Annotated in this window: 15 protein-coding genes; 4 read left to right on the top strand and 11 right to left on the bottom strand. The window is 61.7% G+C overall.

What is annotated here, in order from left to right; genetic code table 11:
- The first annotated feature begins 25 nt into the window (after positions 1-25).
- Complete coding sequence (gene lptF, locus N805_RS17405; protein ID WP_019471763.1) at positions 26-1141, top strand: LPS export ABC transporter permease LptF; 1116 nt, start codon at positions 26-28, stop codon at positions 1139-1141.
- Positions 1134-2195, top strand: coding sequence for an LPS export ABC transporter permease LptG (lptG, locus tag N805_RS17400; protein WP_019471762.1), 1062 nt, complete (start codon positions 1134-1136; stop codon positions 2193-2195). Before lptF ends, lptG begins: the two co-directional genes overlap by 8 nt.
- A gap of 173 nt (positions 2196-2368) precedes the next feature.
- On the opposite strand, the gene N805_RS17395 is transcribed toward lptG, so the two are convergent.
- The 6 genes from N805_RS17395 to gcvH all read right to left on the bottom strand — a co-directional run bounded on the left by N805_RS17395 (position 2369) and on the right by gcvH (position 9453).
- Positions 2369-2857: an RDD family protein gene (locus tag N805_RS17395; protein ID WP_019471761.1), complete on the bottom strand. Its 489-nt coding sequence runs from the start codon at positions 2855-2857 to the stop codon at positions 2369-2371.
- A gap of 95 nt (positions 2858-2952) precedes the next feature.
- A complete protein-coding gene (locus tag N805_RS17390; protein WP_019471760.1) occupies positions 2953-3165 on the bottom strand; it encodes a cold-shock protein in 213 nt (70 codons plus the stop codon).
- A 357-nt stretch (positions 3166-3522) separates the two neighbouring features.
- On the bottom strand, positions 3523-4644 hold the full coding sequence (gene gcvT, locus N805_RS17385; protein WP_019471759.1) for a glycine cleavage system aminomethyltransferase GcvT: 1122 nt from the start codon (positions 4642-4644) through the stop codon (positions 3523-3525).
- A gap of 27 nt (positions 4645-4671) precedes the next feature.
- The gene (locus N805_RS17380; RefSeq protein ID WP_019471758.1) at positions 4672-6048 is read right to left on the bottom strand and encodes an L-serine ammonia-lyase; all 1377 of its coding nucleotides are present in this window, start codon (positions 6046-6048) and stop codon (positions 4672-4674) included.
- Between the two features lie 154 nt (positions 6049-6202).
- Complete coding sequence (gene gcvP / locus N805_RS17375) at positions 6203-9058, bottom strand: aminomethyl-transferring glycine dehydrogenase (RefSeq protein ID WP_019471757.1); 2856 nt, start codon at positions 9056-9058, stop codon at positions 6203-6205.
- A gap of 11 nt (positions 9059-9069) precedes the next feature.
- On the bottom strand, positions 9070-9453 hold the full coding sequence (gcvH, locus tag N805_RS17370; protein WP_019471756.1) for a glycine cleavage system protein GcvH: 384 nt from the start codon (positions 9451-9453) through the stop codon (positions 9070-9072).
- Between the two features lie 687 nt (positions 9454-10140).
- Here gcvH and N805_RS17365 point away from each other — a divergent pair.
- Both N805_RS17365 and N805_RS17360 read left to right on the top strand, forming a co-directional pair.
- Positions 10141-11556, top strand: a complete 1416-nt coding sequence (locus N805_RS17365; protein ID WP_026034482.1) for an NAD(P)/FAD-dependent oxidoreductase — start codon at positions 10141-10143, stop codon at positions 11554-11556.
- Between the two features lie 78 nt (positions 11557-11634).
- Positions 11635-12126, top strand: a complete 492-nt coding sequence (locus N805_RS17360; protein WP_019471754.1) for a RidA family protein — start codon at positions 11635-11637, stop codon at positions 12124-12126.
- A gap of 57 nt (positions 12127-12183) precedes the next feature.
- Here the strand turns inward: N805_RS17360 and gltS are convergent, their stop codons facing one another.
- From gltS to N805_RS17335, 5 genes are all read right to left on the bottom strand, one after another.
- Positions 12184-13389 carry a sodium/glutamate symporter gene (gene gltS, locus N805_RS17355; RefSeq protein WP_019471753.1) on the bottom strand — a complete coding sequence of 402 codons (1206 nt, stop codon included), beginning with the start codon at positions 13387-13389 and terminating at the stop codon, positions 12184-12186.
- 127 nt (positions 13390-13516) lie between these two features.
- Entirely contained in the window at positions 13517-15025 is a 1509-nt protein-coding gene (locus N805_RS17350; protein WP_019471752.1) for a sigma-54-dependent transcriptional regulator, read from the bottom strand.
- Between the two features lie 155 nt (positions 15026-15180).
- Positions 15181-15549, bottom strand: coding sequence for a DUF5064 family protein (locus N805_RS17345; RefSeq protein WP_019471751.1), 369 nt, complete (start codon positions 15547-15549; stop codon positions 15181-15183).
- A gap of 56 nt (positions 15550-15605) precedes the next feature.
- Complete coding sequence (gene arcC, locus N805_RS17340) at positions 15606-16535, bottom strand: carbamate kinase (RefSeq protein ID WP_019471750.1); 930 nt, start codon at positions 16533-16535, stop codon at positions 15606-15608.
- 104 nt (positions 16536-16639) lie between these two features.
- Positions 16640-17650: an ornithine carbamoyltransferase gene (locus N805_RS17335; RefSeq protein WP_016485079.1), complete on the bottom strand. Its 1011-nt coding sequence runs from the start codon at positions 17648-17650 to the stop codon at positions 16640-16642.
- Between the last annotated feature and the right edge of the window lie 47 nt (positions 17651-17697).

The raw sequence follows: 17697 nt of genomic DNA, 5'->3' as shown, positions 1-17697 counted from the left end.
CCCTGACAACCCAGGAGTGTCTGGTTTGATCGTCTTTCGTTATCTGTCCCGCGAGGTCCTGGTGACCTTGAGCGCCGTCAGCGCTGTGCTGCTGGTGATCATCATGAGCGGGCGCTTCATCAAGTATCTGGCCCAGGCGGCCCAGGGCGTGCTCGACCCGGGCGTGCTGTTCCTGATCATGGGCTTCCGGCTGCCGGGTTTCCTGCAACTGATCCTGCCTCTGGGGCTGTTCCTCGGCATTCTCCTGGCGTATGGGCGGCTGTACCTGGAAAGCGAGATGACCGTGCTGTCCGCAACCGGTATGAGCCAGCAGCGCCTGTTGGGGCTGACCATGGCGCCGGCGGCGCTGGTCGCCCTGCTGGTGGCCTGGCTGAGCCTGAGCCTTGCGCCGTTGGGCGTTGCCCAGGTGCAGCAGATCATTGCCCAGCAGGACACGCTGACCGAGTTCGACACCTTGGTGCCGGGCCGCTTCCAGACCTTGCGTGACGGCTCGCGGGTCACCTACACCGAGCAGCTGTCGGACGACCGCGTCAACCTGGCCGGGGTGTTCATCTCCGAGAAGCGCTTCAACCAGGACAAGACCAAGGACCGCGCCCCGTCGGTACTGGTCGCTGAAAAAGGTCACCAGGAAATCCAGGCCGACGGCAACCGCTACCTGGTGTTGGAAAACGGCTATCGCTATGACGGTAACCCGGGCCAGGCCGATTACCGCGCCATCAAGTACGACACTTATGGTGTGCTGCTGCCCAAACCGGAAGTGGCCGAAGAAGTCACCGAGCGCGAAGCCATCCCCACCTCCGAGCTGATCGGCAAGGAGGGCCTGCGAGAGCGCGCCGAGCTGCAGTGGCGGCTGTCGCTGCCGATCCTGGTATTCGTCGTTACCCTGCTGGCGGTGCCGCTGTCGCGGGTCAACCCACGCCAGGGCCGCTTCCTCAAGCTGCTGCCGGCAATTCTCTTGTACATGGCCTACCTGACAATGCTGATCTCCGTACGCGGCGCCCTCGAGAAGGGCAAACTGCCGATTGCCCTGGGCATGTGGTGGGTCCACGGCCTGTTCCTGTTGATTGGCCTCGGCCTGTTGTACTGGGAGCCGCTGCGCCTCAAGCGCGCCGCGCGGCGTGCGGAGGTGGCCCATGGGTAAGCTCGACCGCTACATCGGCCAGAGCGTGTTGCTGGCCATCCTGGCAGTGCTGGGGATCATTCTCGGCCTGGCCTCGCTGTTTGCCTTCATCGACGAGATGGGCGACCTGAGTGACACCTACACAGTGATGGAAGCGGGCAACTTCGTCCTGCTCACCGCACCTCGGCGGCTCTACGACATGCTGCCGATGGCGGCATTGATCGGCTGCCTGATTGGCTTGGGCAGCCTGGCCAGCAGCAGCGAACTGACCATCATGCGAGCTGCAGGGGTTTCCATCGGCCGCATCGTCTGGGCGGTGATGAAGCCGATGCTGGTGCTTATGCTGGTTGGCCTGCTGATCGGCGAATACGTGGCACCTGTGACCGAGAACAAGGCTCAGGCGGACCGTTCCCTGGCCCAGGGCGGCGGTGAAGCACAAAGCTCCAAACGCGGCATGTGGCACCGCCAGGGTGAAGAGTACGTGCACATCAACGCCGTGCAGCCCAACGGCCTGCTGCTGGGTGTGACCCGTTACCGCTTCGACAGCGAGCGCAAGATTGTCACTTCGAGCTTCGCTCGCCGCGCGCAGTACCAGACCGACCACTGGTTGCTTGCCGACGTGCGGACCACCTACTTCCGTGGCGACCACACCGAAGTGGTCAACGCGCCGCAGGAACGCTGGGATGTGTCGCTCACGCCAGAACTGCTCAATACCGTGATCCTGGCGCCGGAGTCGCTGTCCATTACCGGGTTGTGGGACTACATCCACTACCTGTCCGACCAGGGCCTGAACAACGCCCGGTACTGGTTGGCGTTCTGGAGCAAGGTGCTGCAGCCGATGGTCACCGCAGCGCTGGTGCTGATGGCGATTTCCTTCATCTTCGGCCCGCTGCGCTCGGTAACCCTTGGCCAGCGCGTGTTCACCGGTGTGCTGGTGGGCTTCGTGTTCCGTATCGCCCAGGACCTGCTGGGGCCTTCAAGCCAGGTGTTCGGCTTCCCGCCGCTGCTGGCGGTGGTGATCCCGGCGGGGATCTGTGCCTTGGCCGGTGTCTGGCTGTTGCGCCGGGCAGGATAGTGGCCTGAGTTGTACAAAAAAGCCGACCCCAGTGTCGGCTTTTTTGTGGCTGATGGCCCTATCGCCGGCAAGCCAGCTCCCACAGGTTCAGCACGAATGCTGAGCATTGTCGGGTACCTGTGGGAGCTGGCTTGCCGGCGATAGGGCCGGAGCAAGGCAACACAAGGCTCAAGTCATTTCTTTTGCTTCGGCACCCGCACCAGCTGGCTTTCCGAATAGATGTCATGCCAGCCACGCTTTCGCTTGTCGATCAACACCCAGAAAAACCCCAGCCCCAGGCATAGCCATGAGGCAATCGATACCACGAAGCGCAACAATGCCTGCCACAGGCTGATGGCTGAACCATCGGCATTCTGCACCCGCACGCCCCACACCTGCATGCCCAGCGTCTGCCCGCCATGGGTCCAGAACTTGGCAAAGAAGCCGAACAAGGCGAACAGCAGTACCGTCGACAACAGCGGGTCGCCATCCAGTGCGCCGGCTTCGGTCAGCTCTCGCATGCGCGCTTCGCCGATGATCGCCATCTGGATCAGCTTGTAGGCACCGGCGGTCACGATGAGCAGCGCAGTACATAACAGGAAGTCATAGAACATCGCGGCCAGTCGTCGGCCCAGGCCAGCAGCGGGGAAGTCGCCCTGAGGGATAAGGTGGGGCTTGCGCATCGCTCGGCAACTCCAGACGGAAAAGGCTCATTCTATGGAATTGCAAGCAAAAAAAAGCCCCTGCGCGTCAACGCAGGGGCTCTTTTTTAGAAGTATCAGCCTTCTGCCTGGACTTCGTCAGCCTGCATGCCTTTTTGGCCCTGCACAGCAACGAAGGTCACTTTCTGGCCTTCTTTCAGGCTCTTGAAGCCGTTGCCCTGGATGGCGCGGAAGTGCACGAACAGATCCGGACCTTGTTCTGGGGTGATGAAACCGTAACCTTTTTCGTCATTGAACCACTTGACGGTACCGTTCTGACGCTCAGCCATTGTCTTATTTCCTATGAAACTTAAATTTTGATGACAGTTTCTTCTGCATTGTTTGTAAGCAAAAGATTACTGGGCTGGGTTGCAGGAAAGTAAGAGACGTCGAACGGGTTGTAGCAGATTGCGGCTACTGGCCCAGGTCACGAACTGTTGCGACCCATGCAAACACAGTGCAGTGACTCTACGCCAACTCCCGAGCGAAAAACAAGCCCTTGGTCGAATGGAAAATCGGCCGCTTGCCGATAACCGACCAATTTGTCGGAAACGGCATGGCGCCTGGCCTGGCGCCATGTTCAAAAGTTATTGGGCAGGTTCGAAATCGAATATGTCGAACCTGGCCATCACCTTCACAAAGCCGTTTCAACCACGGTAGTAACGTTGCGCCACGAAAGGCATTTTGCTGACTTTCAAGGCCACCTTCTTGCCGCGCACCACGGCAAACAGTGCGGTGTCGAGTGCAGCATGTTCACTATCGATATAACCCATTGCAACAGGTGCGCCGAGTGTCGGGCCAAAGCCGCCGCTGCACACTTTACCTACCGGCTTGTCGTTCGCATCGACAATATCCGCGCCTTCACGTACTGGCGTGCGCTCCTGCGGCAACAGGCCGACACGTTTGCGCGCCACACCGTCGCGCTGGTGGGCAAAGATTGCTTCGGCGCCGGGGAAGCCGGCCGCCCGTGCACCGTCGGCACGGCGCACCTTGGAAATCGCCCACAGCAGGCTGGCTTCGATCGGGGTGGTCTCGGTATTCATGTCATGGCCGTACAGGCACAGGCCGGCTTCCAAGCGCAGCGAGTCGCGTGCGCCCAGGCCGATAGGCTGTACTTCGGGCTCGTCCAGCAGGCGGCGGGCCAAGGCTTCGGCGGCCTGGACCGGTACCGAAATCTCGTAGCCGTCTTCGCCGGTGTAGCCTGAGCGGCTGACGAAGCAGTCTTCACCCAGCAGTTTTACCGGCCGGAACTGCATGAAGGTCATGCCGGCCACTTCCGGGGCCAGGCGCTCCAGCACCTTGACCGCTGCCGGCCCTTGAAGGGCAAGCAGGGCACGTTGTTCGAACAGCGGCTGCACCTCGCAACGGCTGCCGATGTGCGTTTGCAGGTGGGCCAGGTCCTGGTCCTTGCAGGCAGCGTTGACCACCAGGAACAGGGTGTCGTCGCCCAGGTTGGCAACCATCAGGTCGTCAAGAATGCCACCTTGTTCATTGGTGAACATGGCGTAGCGCTGCATGCCCACCGGCAGGTCGATGATATCCACCGGTACCAGGCTTTCCAGGGCCTTGGCGGCATCGGCACCGCGCAGGATGATCTGGCCCATGTGCGAGACATCGAACAGGCCGGCCTGCTCGCGGGTGTGCAAATGCTCCTTGAGCACCCCCAGCGGGTACTGCACCGGCATGTCGTAGCCGGCAAACGGCACCATGCGCGCACCCAGTTCCTGGTGCAGGGCGTGCAGCGGGGTCTTGAGCAGTGTTTCGGACATCGGTGACTCCTTGGTTTTATTGTTGGGTCAACATTCGATGATGTTGACGGCAAGACCGCCGCGGGCGGTCTCCTTGTATTTGCTTTTCATGTCGGCGCCGGTCTGGCGCATGGTGCGGATGACTTTGTCGAGCGACACGAAGTGCTGGCCGTCGCCGCGCAAGGCCATGCGCACCGCGTTGATGGCCTTCACCGAGCCCATGGCATTGCGCTCGATGCAGGGCACCTGGACCAACCCGCCGATCGGGTCGCAGGTCAGGCCCAGGTTGTGTTCCATGCCGATTTCGGCAGCGTTTTCCACCTGCTGCACGGTGCCACCCATCACTTCGCACAGCGCCCCGGCGGCCATGGAGCAGGCCACGCCGACTTCACCCTGGCAGCCCACTTCGGCGCCGGAGATGGAGGCGTTCTCCTTGTACAGGATGCCGATCGCCGCGGCGGTGAGCAGAAAACGCACCACCCCGTCGTCGCTGGCGCCCGGCACGAAGCGCATGTAGTAGTGCAGCACCGCCGGGACGATGCCCGCCGCGCCGTTGGTGGGCGCGGTAACCACACGCCCGCCATTGGCGTTTTCCTCGTTCACTGCCAGGGCGTAGAGGTTGACCCAGTCGAGCACCGACAGCGCATCGCGCAGGCTGGCCTCCGGGTGGCGGCTCAGCTGGCGATAAAGGGCTGGCGCACGCCGCTTGACCTTGAGCCCGCCCGGCAGGATGCCTTCATGCTGGCAGCCGGCTTCGACGCAATCCTGCATCACCTGCCAGATACGCAGCAGCCCGGCGCGGGTCTCCGCCTCCGGGCGCCAGGCGGCCTCGTTGGTCAGCATCACCTGGCTCACCGACAGGTTCTGCGTGGTGCAGTGGCCAAGCAGTTCCTTGGCGGTCTTGAACGGGTAGGGCAGCACGGTGCTGTCCTCGACGATACGGTCGTGGCCGGCGGCATCCTCGTCGACCACGAAACCACCGCCCACCGAGTAGTATTCGCGGCTGCGGATTTGCAGGCCGGCGTCGTCGAAGGCGCGGAAGATCATGCCGTTGGGGTGGTAGGCCAGTGGCTTGCGGATCATTGCCAGGTGCTGTTTCTCGTTGAAGGCAATGCGCTGTTCGCCCAGCAGGTTGATGTGGCCGCTGTCGCGGATGGCCTGCAGGCGGCCGGGGATGGCGTCGGTGTCGACGGTGTCGGGGTGTTCACCTTCAAGGCCTAGCAGTACGGCCTTGTCACTGCCGTGGCCCTTGCCGGTGGCGCCCAAGGAGCCATACAGCTCGGCCTTGACGCTAACCGTGCCGGGCAGCAGGCCGTCGCGGCGCAGGCCTTCGGCGAAACGTGCGGCAGCACGCATCGGGCCGACCGTATGGGAGCTGGAGGGGCCGATGCCGATCTTGAACAGGTCGAAGACGCTCAGTGACATGGTGGTTCCTCCAGCCAGGAAAATTAGGCGGACGGTGAACCCTGTGGGAGCGGGCGTGCCCGCGAATGCGTCGGTGAAGTCATCATCGCATTCGCGGGCGCGCCCGCTCCCACAGAGGTCCACACCTCAAGTCAGGTAGCGGGCGTGAGAGCAATCAGGCGTCCTGATAGCTCTCGATCGACGGGCAGGCGCACACCAGGTTGCGGTCGCCGAACACGTTGTCGACCCGGCCGACCGGCGGCCAGTACTTGCTTTCCACCAGGCTTGGCAGCGGGTAGACCGCCTGCTCGCGGCTGTAGCCGTGGGCCCACTCGCCAACCAGCTCGGCCGCAGTGTGCGGGGCGTTCTTCAGCGGGTTGTCGTCCTTGTCCACGCTACCGCTCTCCACCGCACGGATTTCTTCGCGGATCTGGATCATCGCGTCGCAGAAGCGGTCCAGCTCTTCCTTGGCCTCGCTTTCGGTCGGTTCGATCATCAGCGTGCCGGCCACCGGGAAGGACATGGTCGGGGCGTGGAAACCGAAGTCGATCAGGCGCTTGGCCACGTCGTCGACGCTGATGCCGCTGGTGTCTTTCAGCGGGCGCAGGTCGAGGATGCATTCGTGGGCCACCAGGCCATTGCCACCGGTATACAGAACAGGATAGTGCTCTTCCAGGCGGCGGGCGATGTAGTTGGCGTTGAGGATCGCCATTTGCGAGGCACGCTTGAGGCCGGCACCGCCCATCATGCGGATGTACATCCAGGTGATCGGCAGGATGCTGGCGCTGCCGAACGGTGCGGCGCACACCGCACCTTCGGTGTTTTCCAGTTGCGCGTGGCCAGGCAGGAACGGCGCCAGGTGCGACTTGACGCCAATCGGGCCAACGCCCGGGCCGCCGCCACCGTGCGGGATACAGAAGGTCTTGTGCAGGTTCAGGTGGGACACGTCGCCGCCGAACTTGCCCGGGGCGCACAGGCCGACCATGGCGTTCATGTTGGCGCCGTCGATGTACACCTGGCCACCGTTGTCGTGGATGATCGCGCAGATTTCGCCGATCGCTTCCTCGAACACACCGTGGGTCGACGGGTAGGTGATCATGATCGCGGCCAGGCGCTCGCGGTGCTCGATGGCCTTGGCGCGCAGGTCCTCGACATCGACGTTGCCGCGGGCGTCACAGGCGGTGACAACCACGCGCATGCCGGCCATGTGTGCGGTGGCCGGGTTGGTGCCGTGGGCCGACGACGGGATCAGGCAGATGTCGCGGTGGCTTTCGCCACGGCTGCGGTGGTAGGCGCGGATGGCCAGCAGGCCTGCGTACTCGCCTTGGGAGCCGGCGTTGGGCTGCAGCGACACGGCGTCATAGCCGGTGGCGGCGCACAGCATGGCCTCCAGCTCGGTGGTCATCTGCAGGTAGCCCTGGCTCTGCGCGGCCGGGGCGAACGGGTGCAGGTTGCCGAACTCGGCCCAGGTGACCGGGATCATTTCGCTGGCGGCGTTCAGCTTCATGGTGCACGAGCCCAGCGGGATCATGCTGCGGTCCAGCGCCAGGTCCTTATCCGCCAGGCGGCGCAGGTAGCGCATCAGCTCGGTTTCGCTGTGGTAACGGTTGAATACCGGGTGTTCGAGGATGGCCGACTGGCGCAGCAGGGCGGCAGGCAGCAGCGAACCGGTGCTGGCGGCCAGGGCGGCGAAGTCAGGCTGGGCCTTGTCGTCACCGAACAGCTGCCACAGGGATTCAACGTCAGCCTGGCTGCTGGTTTCGTCCAGCGACAGGCCCACGTGGGCGGCATCGATCTGGCGCAGGTTGATGCCCTGGGTGCGTGCCTTGTCATGCAGGGTTGCGGTGGCAGTGCCAGTAGCCAGGGTCAGGGTGTCGAAGGCGCTGGCGCCCACTACCTGTACGCCCAGCGTCTTCAGGCCGGCGGCCAGGATCGCGGTCAGTGCATGGGTGCGTTCGGCAATGCGCTTGAGGCCGGCCGGGCCGTGGTAAACGGCGAACATGCTGGCGATGTTGGCCAGCAGCACCTGGGCGGTGCAGATGTTGCTGGTGGCCTTTTCGCGGCGGATGTGCTGCTCGCGGGTCTGCATGGCCAGGCGCAGGGCAGTTTTGCCGAAGCGGTCGATCGATACGCCGACCAGGCGGCCCGGCATGTCGCGCTTGAACGCGTCACGGGTGGCGAAGTAAGCCGCGTGCGGGCCACCGAAGCCCAGTGGTACGCCAAAACGCTGGGCGCTGCCGATGGCCACGTCGGCGTCGAATTCGCCCGGTGGGGTCAGCAGGGTCAGGGCCAGCAGGTCGGCCGCGACGGCCACCAGCGCGTTGGCGGCGTGGAAGCGCTGTACCACTTCACGGTAGTCGAACACTTCACCGTTGCTGGCGGGGTATTGCAGCAGGGCGCCGAAGAAGGCGCTGACATCGCCCAGCTCGCGCTCGTCGCCAACCACCACCTCGATACCCAGCGGCTCGGCACGGGTGCGCAGTACGTCGAGGGTTTGCGGGTGGCAGTGCACAGAGGCGAAGAAGGCATGGCTGGCCTTGTTCTTCGACAGGCGCTTGCAGAAGGTCATGGCCTCGGCCGCAGCTGTGGCTTCGTCGAGCAGGGAGGCGTTGGCGATCGGCAGGCCGGTCAGGTCGCTGATCAGGGTCTGGAAGTTCAGCAGCGCTTCCAGGCGGCCTTGGGAAATTTCTGGCTGGTACGGGGTGTAGGCGGTGTACCAGGCCGGGTTTTCCAGCAGGTTGCGCAGGATCGGCGCCGGGGTGTGGGTGTTGTAGTAGCCCTGGCCGATGTAGCTTTTGAACAGCTGGTTCTTGCCGGCGATGGCCTTGAGCGCGGCGAGCGCGTCGGCCTCGCTCTGGCCGTCGTGGGAGCCCAGTACGCTGGTGCCCTTGATGCTGTCGGGGATGACCGCGGCGGTCATGGCGTCCAGCGAGTCGAAGCCCAGGGTTGCGAGCATGGCCTGCTCGTCAGCGGCGCGCGGGCCGATGTGACGGGCGATGAATTCGTTGGCGGTGCCGAGGTGGATGGTCATGGCGGTTTTCCTCAGGCGTCGTCGTTGGCTTTGATCAGGCGGTCGTAGGCGTGCTGGTCGAGCAGGGCGGTGACTTCGCTCATGTCGGCCGGTTTGAAGCGGAAGAACCAGCCTTCGCCCATGGGGTCTTCGTTGACCAGTTCCGGGCTGCTTTCGAGCTGGCCGTTGACCTCGACCACTTCACCGGTCAGCGGCATGTACACGCCGCTGGCGGCCTTGACCGATTCGACGGTGGACGCTTCGCCGCCTTTCTGATACTGCTGCAACTCTGGCAGTTGCACGAAAACCACATCGCCAAGGGCGTTCTGGGCGTAGGCGGTGATGCCCACGGTGACGCTGCCATCGGCTTCGACGCGCAGCCATTCGTGATCTTCAGTGAAACGCAACTCGCTCATGGGGAATCCTCGGGAAGCAGGGCGTTGGGCGCGGTGGCTCCGCGCTCTTGGGTTGGTATTCCCTTAGCAAAAACACGGCCAACGACAAAAAACAGTTATAAAACAATGATTTAGCGAATTTCTGCATTCGCGCCGCGATTCTTTTGGAACGAAAACGCTACAGATGGCGAGGCATGAAAAAGCGTTTGGGGATCAAACCCTTGCGCAGCCGCTCTCGAACGGGGTTGTACTGATTTCGATACGGTGTATTCAAATCGCTACGGTAATGGATCTACGGGCTGTCCACTGTCAATCTGCTGGAAACCGTCGCATATGAATTAAAGGAACACAGTTATATCCAAGACGCGTAATTACTAAGTATCAAATAACCGGCTTATTAATGAGGTTATTGCATCGCCCAAATAATCCACATGCTTGTTCCGAAATGGCATTTATCAGGTGAAGGCGCAGTGTCGCTATCTCAACTATTTATGTCTCCTGCGTATTAGTTTGCAAATGACTGAACTAAGTATTTGCCCTCCGCGATTTTTCCGGCACGGTTGCGTCATCAGAATCGCCCCCCTTGAATTTTTAACGCTCAGCCTGACTGCCTGACCGCAAAGTTGGTCAAGGCGGCTGTCGGCCAAGCAGGTGCCTCGCCGTCTGGGCGAATGCAATCAACACCGGATACCAGGAAAGGAAAGTGTCATGGGAATGACGAGGCGTAAGTTTTTGATCGGCGGTAGCGTCGTGGCCGTCGCGGGGGGCGCGGGTCTTCTCACCCCCCTGCTGACGCGCGAAGGCCGGTTGATCCCCGGCAAACCGCGGTTTGGTTTTGTAGAAGGCACTGAGGGGGTGCTGCCCAAGCAGGCGGATGTAGTCGTCGTCGGCGCCGGCATTCTCGGGCTCATGACGGCGATCAACCTCGTCGAACGTGGCCTTTCCGTGGTTGTCGTTGAAAAAGGTGAGATTGCCGGCGAGCAGTCATGCAGGTTCTATGGTCAGGTCATGACCTACAAGATGCCTGATGCGACTTTCCAGTTGCACCACCTTGCCAAGCAACGCTGGCGTGAAATGAATGCCAAAGTGGGTGCAGATACCAGTTATCGCACACAAGGCCGAGTCGAAGTGCCTTTCGATGAAGAAGACCTGGAAGGTGTGAGAAAGTGGATTGATGTCAAAACCCGGGAAGCAGGGTCTGACATCCCTTTCAAGACCCGCATTATTCAAGGCAGTGAACTTGAACAGCGGCTGCGCGGCGCGTCTTCGAACTGGACGGTTGCAGGCTTCGAGGAAGACTCCGGTAGCCTGGACGCCGAGCGCGCATCGTTTGTCATGGCCGAATACGCCAAGAAAATCGGTGTGCGCATCTACACCCACTGCGCTGCAAGGGGCTTGGAAACCCACGCCGGCGCGATCTCCGATGTAGTGACGGAGAAGGGCGCGATCAGGGCTGCCCGCGTGATCGTGGCCGGCGGCGCATGGTCCAGGTTGTTCATGCAGAACCTGGGCGTGGATGTGCCCACCTTGCCCGCTTATCAGTCCCAGCAAATCATCAGTGCGGCACCGCGTGCACCCGGCGGCAACGTTGCATTGCCCGGTAATATCTACTTCCGTGAGCAGGCCGACGGTACCTACGCGACTTCGCCGCGCGTCGTGGTTGCCCCGGTGGTGAAAGAGTCGTTCATGTATGGCTATAAATACCTGCCATTGCTGGCTATTCCCGACTTCCCGGTGCACATCGCGCTTAACAGGCAATTGATCGATTCGTTCACTCAGCCCACGCATTGGAAGTTGGACGAGGTTTCGCCCTTCGAGAAAAACCGACTGATGACGGCGGCCCCGGATATTCCGGAACTGGATGCTTCGTTGGAAAAACTCAAGGTCGAGTTCCCTGCCTTCGGCGATGCGAAGTTGATCGATCAATGGAGCGGTGCCATGGCCATCGCACCGGATGAGAACCCCATTATTTCGCAGGTCAATGAGTACCCAGGCCTAGTCATCAATACCGCAACCGGTTGGGGGATGACGGAAAGCCCGGTATCGTCCGAGTTGTCGGCGGACCTGCTGCTTGGAAAGGCGCCCGTGCTGGACCCGAAGCCCTTCAGCCTTTATCGATTCTAAGCGCACCTGGCGCAATGGAATGACCCGTGTACGCATCATCCCTGCGTACACATGTTTGGTAATTTTCAGGAGAACACTATGAAAGTCGCTTTGAAGACCGTTGCTGCATTGGCATTGGCCGGTATCGGCAGCGCTCATGCACAAGACATCGTGCGCCATGGTGCAGGGAGTTTCCCAATCTCGTCGGCCGTAGAAGTTCCTGCAGGCAAGACGGTCATCTACCTCAGTGGTTCCGTGCCCTCGGTTATCCATCCCGACGCCCCCAAGGAGTCACTGGAAGCCTACGGTGACACCAAAGCACAAACCATCAACGTGCTTGAAAACATTCAGAAGCAACTGAAAGAACTGGGTCTTGGCCTCACGGATGTGGTGAAGATGCAGGTCTTCCTGGTGGGTGGGCCAGAGAACGGCGGCAAAATGGATTTCGACGGTTTCATGGCCGGCTACACCCAGTTCTTTGGGCCTGCCGCCAAGCAGCCGGTTCTTCCTGCGCGCTCGGCGTTCCAGATTGCAGGCTTGGCACACCCGGCCTGGCGCGTCGAGATCGAGGTTACCGCGGTTCGTCCCTGAGCGGATGAGCGCTCGTCCTGGGCCACGCGTGCCCAGGACGGGCAGCATCAGGCGGGCTTAACCCGCGATAAACAAGGGCAATGCCAGGTACAGCTTGATCACGATGACATTGATGATGTCGATGAAGAACGCCCCCACCATCGGCACTACCAGGAAGGCGATGTGCGAGGCGCCATAGCGCTGGGTCACCGCTTGCATGTTGGCAATCGCCGTCGGCGTCGCCCCCAGGCCGAAGCCACAGTGCCCGGCAGCCAGCACCGCCGCATCATAGTTGCGGCCCATGACCCGGAACGTCACGAAGATCGCAAACAGAGCCATGACCAGCGTTTGCGCGGCCAGCAAGACAAAGAACGGTAAGGCCAGCGCTGCCAGGTCCCACAGCTTGAGCGACATCAAGGCAATCGCCAGGAACAGGGACAAACTGACATTGCCCAGTACCGAGACTTCACGTTCGAAGACATGGTAAAAGCCGAATGCCGAAAGCCCATTGCGCAGCAATACGCCTACGAAGAGTACGCAAACGAATGTCGGCAGTTCGAATGCGGTGCCTTTCAACAGCCCGTTAAGCACTGTGCCGACCAGCAGACTGACGGCAATCAGTGCCAACGTCTCGATAAATGAAAATGATGTGATCAGGCGCTCTTTATTCGGCTGTTCAAAGCCTTTTGGCAGGTGTGCTACTTCTTCTTCAGTACCCTGTGTCTTGACCCGCTTGATCAGCAGTTTGGCAACTGGGCCACCAATCAAGCCGCCCAATACCAGGCCGAAGGTGGCAGAGGCCATCGCCAGTTCGGAAGCCGAAGCCAGGCCAAACTTTTCAGTAAACGTCGCGCCCCAGGCGGCGCCCGTGCCGTGGCCACCCGACAGGCTGATCGAACCGGCCAGCAGGCCCATCAGTGGGTCCAGCCCCAACGCCGTTGCCAGGCCGATGCCCATGGCGTTCTGAACCAGCAGCAAGCCAGTCACCACCAGCAGGAACACGGCGACCACACGCCCGCCCTTCTTCAGGCTGGCGAAGTCGGCACTCAGACCGATGGTGGCGAAGAACGCTAGCATCAACGGTGTTTGCAACGAGGTATCAAACTGGACCTGGACATCGAAACTGCGCAATGCCAAGAGTGCCAAGGCAACGACCAATCCGCCTGCAACAGGTTCCGGAATATTGTAAACGCGCAGGAAACCAATGCGTGCGACCAGCCCGCGCCCCAGCAGCAGTACTAGAGAGGCGGCTACAAGTGTCCCGTAAAAATCGAGTTCAAACATCAGGGTACTCTTCGTTCAAGGTGACATGCGAAATTACGATGTCACCATTCTACGGCGAGCACTCCCGTCAATTGCGGCCACGCGGCTAGGAAAAGTCTGATTGAACCGTCGGTATTGTCGACGTGCATCAAAGTTTTCCGGGTATTCCATATTTACGCAGTCGCTGGGCAATAGCGGTGTGCGAAGTTTGCAAGCGCCCGGCCAGTTGCCGTGTCGATGGGTAACTGGCATACAGGCGCTGTAACAGTTCACGCTCGAAATCACCCACAGCCTGCTCCAGGCTGGCCACTTCGCCGTCCTGCCCGCGGGCCACCGAGGTGCCGGCAATGTCCAGGTCGCCGATATCCACCAGGTCGCCCTCGCAGATGGCCGCAGCGCGGAAAATCACGTTCTGTAGCTGGCGCACGTTGCCCGGCCAAGGGTTGGCCAGCAGTGCCGAGTGGGTGGCGGGCGTCAGCCGGCAGGCTGGGCGCTGGATCTGCGTGCAGGCTTGCTGCATGAAGAAGTGCGCCAGCATCAGGATGTCCTGGCCCCTGTCGCGCAGTGGCGGTACCTGCAGGTTCAGCACGTTGAGGCGATAGAACAGGTCCTCGCGGAAGCTGCCTTCGGCGACCATGCGCTCCAGGTCGCGGTGGGTGGCGCTGATGATGCGCACATCCACCTTCACTTCGCGGTCGCCGCCCACCCGGCGGAAGCTGCCATCGCTGAGAAAACGCAGCAGCTTGGCCTGCAGGTACGGTGACATTTCGCCAATTTCATCGAGGAACACCGTGCCCTGGTTGGCCAGCTCCATCAGCCCGGGTTTGCCACCGCGTTGCGCGCCGGTGAAGGCGCCGGGGGCGTAACCGAACAACTCGCTCTCGGCCAGGCTTTCGGGCAGTGCGGCGCAGTTCAGGGCCAGGAACGGTGCAGCGTGGCGGCTACTGATGGCGTGGCAGGCGCGGGCGACCAGCTCTTTGCCGGTACCGGTTTCGCCATGCACCAGCAGCGGTGCATCAAGCGCGGCCACGCGCAGGGCGCGGGCCTTGAGCGTGCGGATGGCGGGCGACTCGCCGAGCAGGGCATCAAAGCCTTCGGCATGGTCGTGGTGCAGGGCCGACAGGCGTTCGCCCATGCGCGTGGGGGGGTACAGCGTCAGCAGGCCACCGGCGTTGGTGATCGGCATGGCGTCCAGCAGCAGGCTCTGGCCGTTCAGTTGCATCTCGCGCATGGGCAGGTGGAAGTTGTTGTCCTGCAGCGCCTGCAGCAGCGCGGGATCGCCGAACAGTTCACCCACCGAGCGCCCGGCGGATTCGCGCCCGCACAGGGCGATCAGCGCCGGATTGGCCAGCAGCACCAGGCCTGCGCTGTCCACGGCCAGTACCGGGTCGCTCATTGCCGCCAGCAGGGCATCGAGCTGCAGGTGGCGGCGTTGGCCGGGGAGGATGTCGACCACGTCCACCGATTGCACGCCCTGCACCTCGAACAGTGCGTCATGCAGTTCTTCGAGCACGGCAGGGCTGAGGGTGGGTGCGTCGATGTAGACGTTCGGGGGGACCATCTCCACGGCGTCCAGGTTGAGGTTGCGGGCACCGAGCAGGGCAAGGACTTCCTGGGTGATGCCGACGCGGTCGATGAAGCTGACGTGGATGCGCATGGGGAGGGGCGAGGTGGTGGCCGGGGAGGGCGGTAGTATGCCTTAACATCGCCGGGGCCGCTGTGCGGCCCTATCGCGACACAAAGTTTACGCATTCTCCTGTAGGAGCGGCCTTGTGTCGCGATGGGCTGCAAAGCAGCCCCGAAATGGTGAATTCACTCGAGATGTTCAGGCCTGATCGGGTCCCCCGATTTCACATCGAGCTTTTCGCGAATGTCCGCAAACATGTAGTCATAGAGCTTGTGCGGCGAACTCAGGTTCTCGAATTTCTTCGGCGGCGCCAGATACGACTGCGCCTTGCGAGTCAGCAGCATGAGAAAGCTTGGCAGCACCTGGTCCTTGGCGAGGAAGAACTTTTCTTCCACAGGCTTGCCCTCGATGCTGCCATGCATGCGGAACTGAATGCCTCTGCCTTCCTTGGGGTCCGACGCTGCTTCGTACTCGATGTTCAGGTCATAGCTGTGGTCGGTATTGTTCAGCGCAGTGCGCTCGATGTGTACATGACCGGGGTGGTACTGGGCCATGGCTAGCTCCTTTGGAAGGTCGAAAATGGCGGGCACCTGGCGCCCGCCAACTGCATTCAACGGTAGCTGATCCCAGGCTTCGCGGTGGAAACCCGTGTGCCGGCAGTACCTTTGACAATGTCTTCAATGTTTTCCAGCGAACTGATCACCGCCACCTTGCCGGTGTTGCGGGCAAAGTCACTGGCAGCTTGCACCTTCGGCCCCATGGAGCCTGCGGCGAAGCCAAGACGCTCCAGTTCGTCCGGATGGGCCTGGGCAATGGCTTTTTGCGTGGGCTTGCCCCAGTCAATGTAGGCCGCGTCGACGTCGGTGGCGATAATCAGAAGGTCGGCTTCCAGTTGCTCGGCCAGCAGTGCCGAGCACAGGTCTTTGTCGATCACCGCTTCGATGCCCTTGAGCTTGCGGTTTTCATCGTACAGGGTGGGGATGCCGCCACCGCCTGCGCAAATCACGATGCTGTTCTTTTCCAGCAGCCACTTGATCGGGCGGATTTCGAAGATGCGTTTGGGTTTCGGGCTGGCCACCACACGGCGGTACTTGTCGCCATCGGCCTTGACCACCCAGCCTTTCTCCTTGGCCAGGCGCTCGGCCTCTTCCTTGCTGTAGACCGGGCCGATGAACTTGGTCGGGTCCTTGAAGGCGGGGTCGTTGGCGTCCACTTCCACCTGGGTCAGCAGGGTGGCGAACGGCACCTCGAAATCCAGCAGGTTGCCCAGTTCCTGTTCGATCATGTAGCCGATCATGCCTTCGGTTTCGGCACCCAGCACGTCCAGTGGGTAAGCCTCGTCAGGCTTGTAGGACAGGGCCTGAAGCGACAGCAGGCCGACTTGCGGGCCGTTGCCGTGGGCGATGACCAGTTCGTTGCCAGGGTGGATCTTGGCGATCTGTTCGGTGGCGGTGCGGATATTGGCGCGCTGGTTGTCAGCGGTCATGGGCTCGCCGCGACGCAGCAGGGCGTTGCCGCCCAATGCAACAACGATACGCATGGGGAATGTCCTTTACGCAGATGGGGTGAGCACCTCGGTCCTTTGTGGGAGCTGGCTTGCCGGCGATCACCGGCAAGCCAGCTCCCACCGGAGCGGGGTGGTTGTCAGAGGTCAGCCAGGGTCGAAACCAGGATCGCCTTGATGGTGTGCATGCGGTTTTCCGCCTGCTCGAAGGCGATGCAGGCCGGCGACTCGAACACGTCGTCAGTCACTTCGATGCCGTTGGCCAGGTCCGGGTACTGTTCGGCGATCTGCTTGCCTACCTTGGTGTCGGAGTTGTGGAACGCCGGCAGGCAGTGCATGAACTTGGTCCGTGGGTTGCCAGTGGACTTCATCAGCTCGGCATTCACCTGGTAAGGCTTGAGCTGCTTGATGCGCTCACCCCAGGCTTCGATCGGCTCGCCCATCGATACCCACACGTCGGTATGGACAAAGTCCACACCCTTGACTGCCGCTTTCGGGTCTTCGGTGAGGGTGATGCGGGCGCCGCTTTCCTCAGCGTATTTCTTGCAGCGCTCGACCAGGTCGTCATGTGGCCACAGTGCCTTGGGCGCCGCGATGCGCACGTCCATGCCGAGCTTGGCGCCAATCAGCAGCAGCGAGTTACCCATGTTGTTGCGGGCGTCGCCCAGGTAGGCGTAGCTGATGTCATGCAGCGGCTTGTCGCTGTGCTCGCGCATGGTCAGCACGTCAGCGATCATCTGGGTGGGGTGGTATTCATCGGTCAGGCCGTTGAACACCGGCACGCCAGCGAACTTGGCCAGCTCTTCAACGATTTCCTGCTTGAAGCCACGGTACTCGATAGCGTCGTACATGCGCCCGAGCACGCGGGCGGTGTCTTTCATGCTCTCTTTGTGGCCGATCTGCGAAGAGTTAGGGTCGATGTAGGTGACGTTGGCGCCTTGGTCGTAGGCCGCCACTTCGAAGGCGCAGCGGGTACGGGTGGAGGTTTTTTCGAAGATCAGCGCGATGTTGTTGCCCTTCAGGTGCTGCTGCTCGGTGCCAGTGTACTTGGCACGCTTGAGGTCGCGGGACAGGTCCAGCAGGTAGCGCAGCTCGCGGGTGGTGTGGTGTTCCAGGCTGAGCAGGTTGCGGTTGTGAATGTTGAACGCCATGATTGCTTCTCCTTGAGTTCGGTAGTGTCCCGGCCGGCACTTTGTGG

This window comes from Pseudomonas putida S13.1.2, assembly GCF_000498395.2.
Taxonomy (GTDB): Bacteria; Pseudomonadota; Gammaproteobacteria; order Pseudomonadales; family Pseudomonadaceae; genus Aquipseudomonas; species Aquipseudomonas putida_Q.
The sequence above is the reverse complement of the archived record's forward strand: the minus strand, read 5'-3'. Positions and strand labels throughout refer to the sequence as shown.

What these genes read in the sequence shown, in the direction of transcription:
- N805_RS17380 (WP_019471758.1), bottom strand. Translation starts at nt 6,048, where the DNA reads ATGTCACTGAGCGTCTTCGACCTGTTCAAGATCGGCATCGGCCCCTCC.
- gltS (WP_019471753.1), bottom strand. Translation starts at nt 13,389, where the DNA reads ATGTTTGAACTCGATTTTTACGGGACACTTGTAGCCGCCTCTCTAGTA.
- N805_RS17360 (WP_019471754.1), top strand. Translation starts at nt 11,635, where the DNA reads ATGAAAGTCGCTTTGAAGACCGTTGCTGCATTGGCATTGGCCGGTATC.
- N805_RS17335 (WP_016485079.1), bottom strand. Translation starts at nt 17,650, where the DNA reads ATGGCGTTCAACATTCACAACCGCAACCTGCTCAGCCTGGAACACCAC.
- N805_RS17365 (WP_026034482.1), top strand. Translation starts at nt 10,141, where the DNA reads ATGGGAATGACGAGGCGTAAGTTTTTGATCGGCGGTAGCGTCGTGGCC.
- gcvP (WP_019471757.1), bottom strand. Translation starts at nt 9,058, where the DNA reads ATGACCATCCACCTCGGCACCGCCAACGAATTCATCGCCCGTCACATC.
- arcC (WP_019471750.1), bottom strand. Translation starts at nt 16,535, where the DNA reads ATGCGTATCGTTGTTGCATTGGGCGGCAACGCCCTGCTGCGTCGCGGC.
- N805_RS17350 (WP_019471752.1), bottom strand. Translation starts at nt 15,025, where the DNA reads ATGCGCATCCACGTCAGCTTCATCGACCGCGTCGGCATCACCCAGGAA.
- N805_RS17395 (WP_019471761.1), bottom strand. Translation starts at nt 2,857, where the DNA reads ATGCGCAAGCCCCACCTTATCCCTCAGGGCGACTTCCCCGCTGCTGGC.
- gcvT (WP_019471759.1), bottom strand. Translation starts at nt 4,644, where the DNA reads ATGTCCGAAACACTGCTCAAGACCCCGCTGCACGCCCTGCACCAGGAA.
- N805_RS17345 (WP_019471751.1), bottom strand. Translation starts at nt 15,549, where the DNA reads ATGGCCCAGTACCACCCCGGTCATGTACACATCGAGCGCACTGCGCTG.
- gcvH (WP_019471756.1), bottom strand. Translation starts at nt 9,453, where the DNA reads ATGAGCGAGTTGCGTTTCACTGAAGATCACGAATGGCTGCGCGTCGAA.
- lptG (WP_019471762.1), top strand. Translation starts at nt 1,134, where the DNA reads ATGGGTAAGCTCGACCGCTACATCGGCCAGAGCGTGTTGCTGGCCATC.
- N805_RS17390 (WP_019471760.1), bottom strand. Translation starts at nt 3,165, where the DNA reads ATGGCTGAGCGTCAGAACGGTACCGTCAAGTGGTTCAATGACGAAAAA.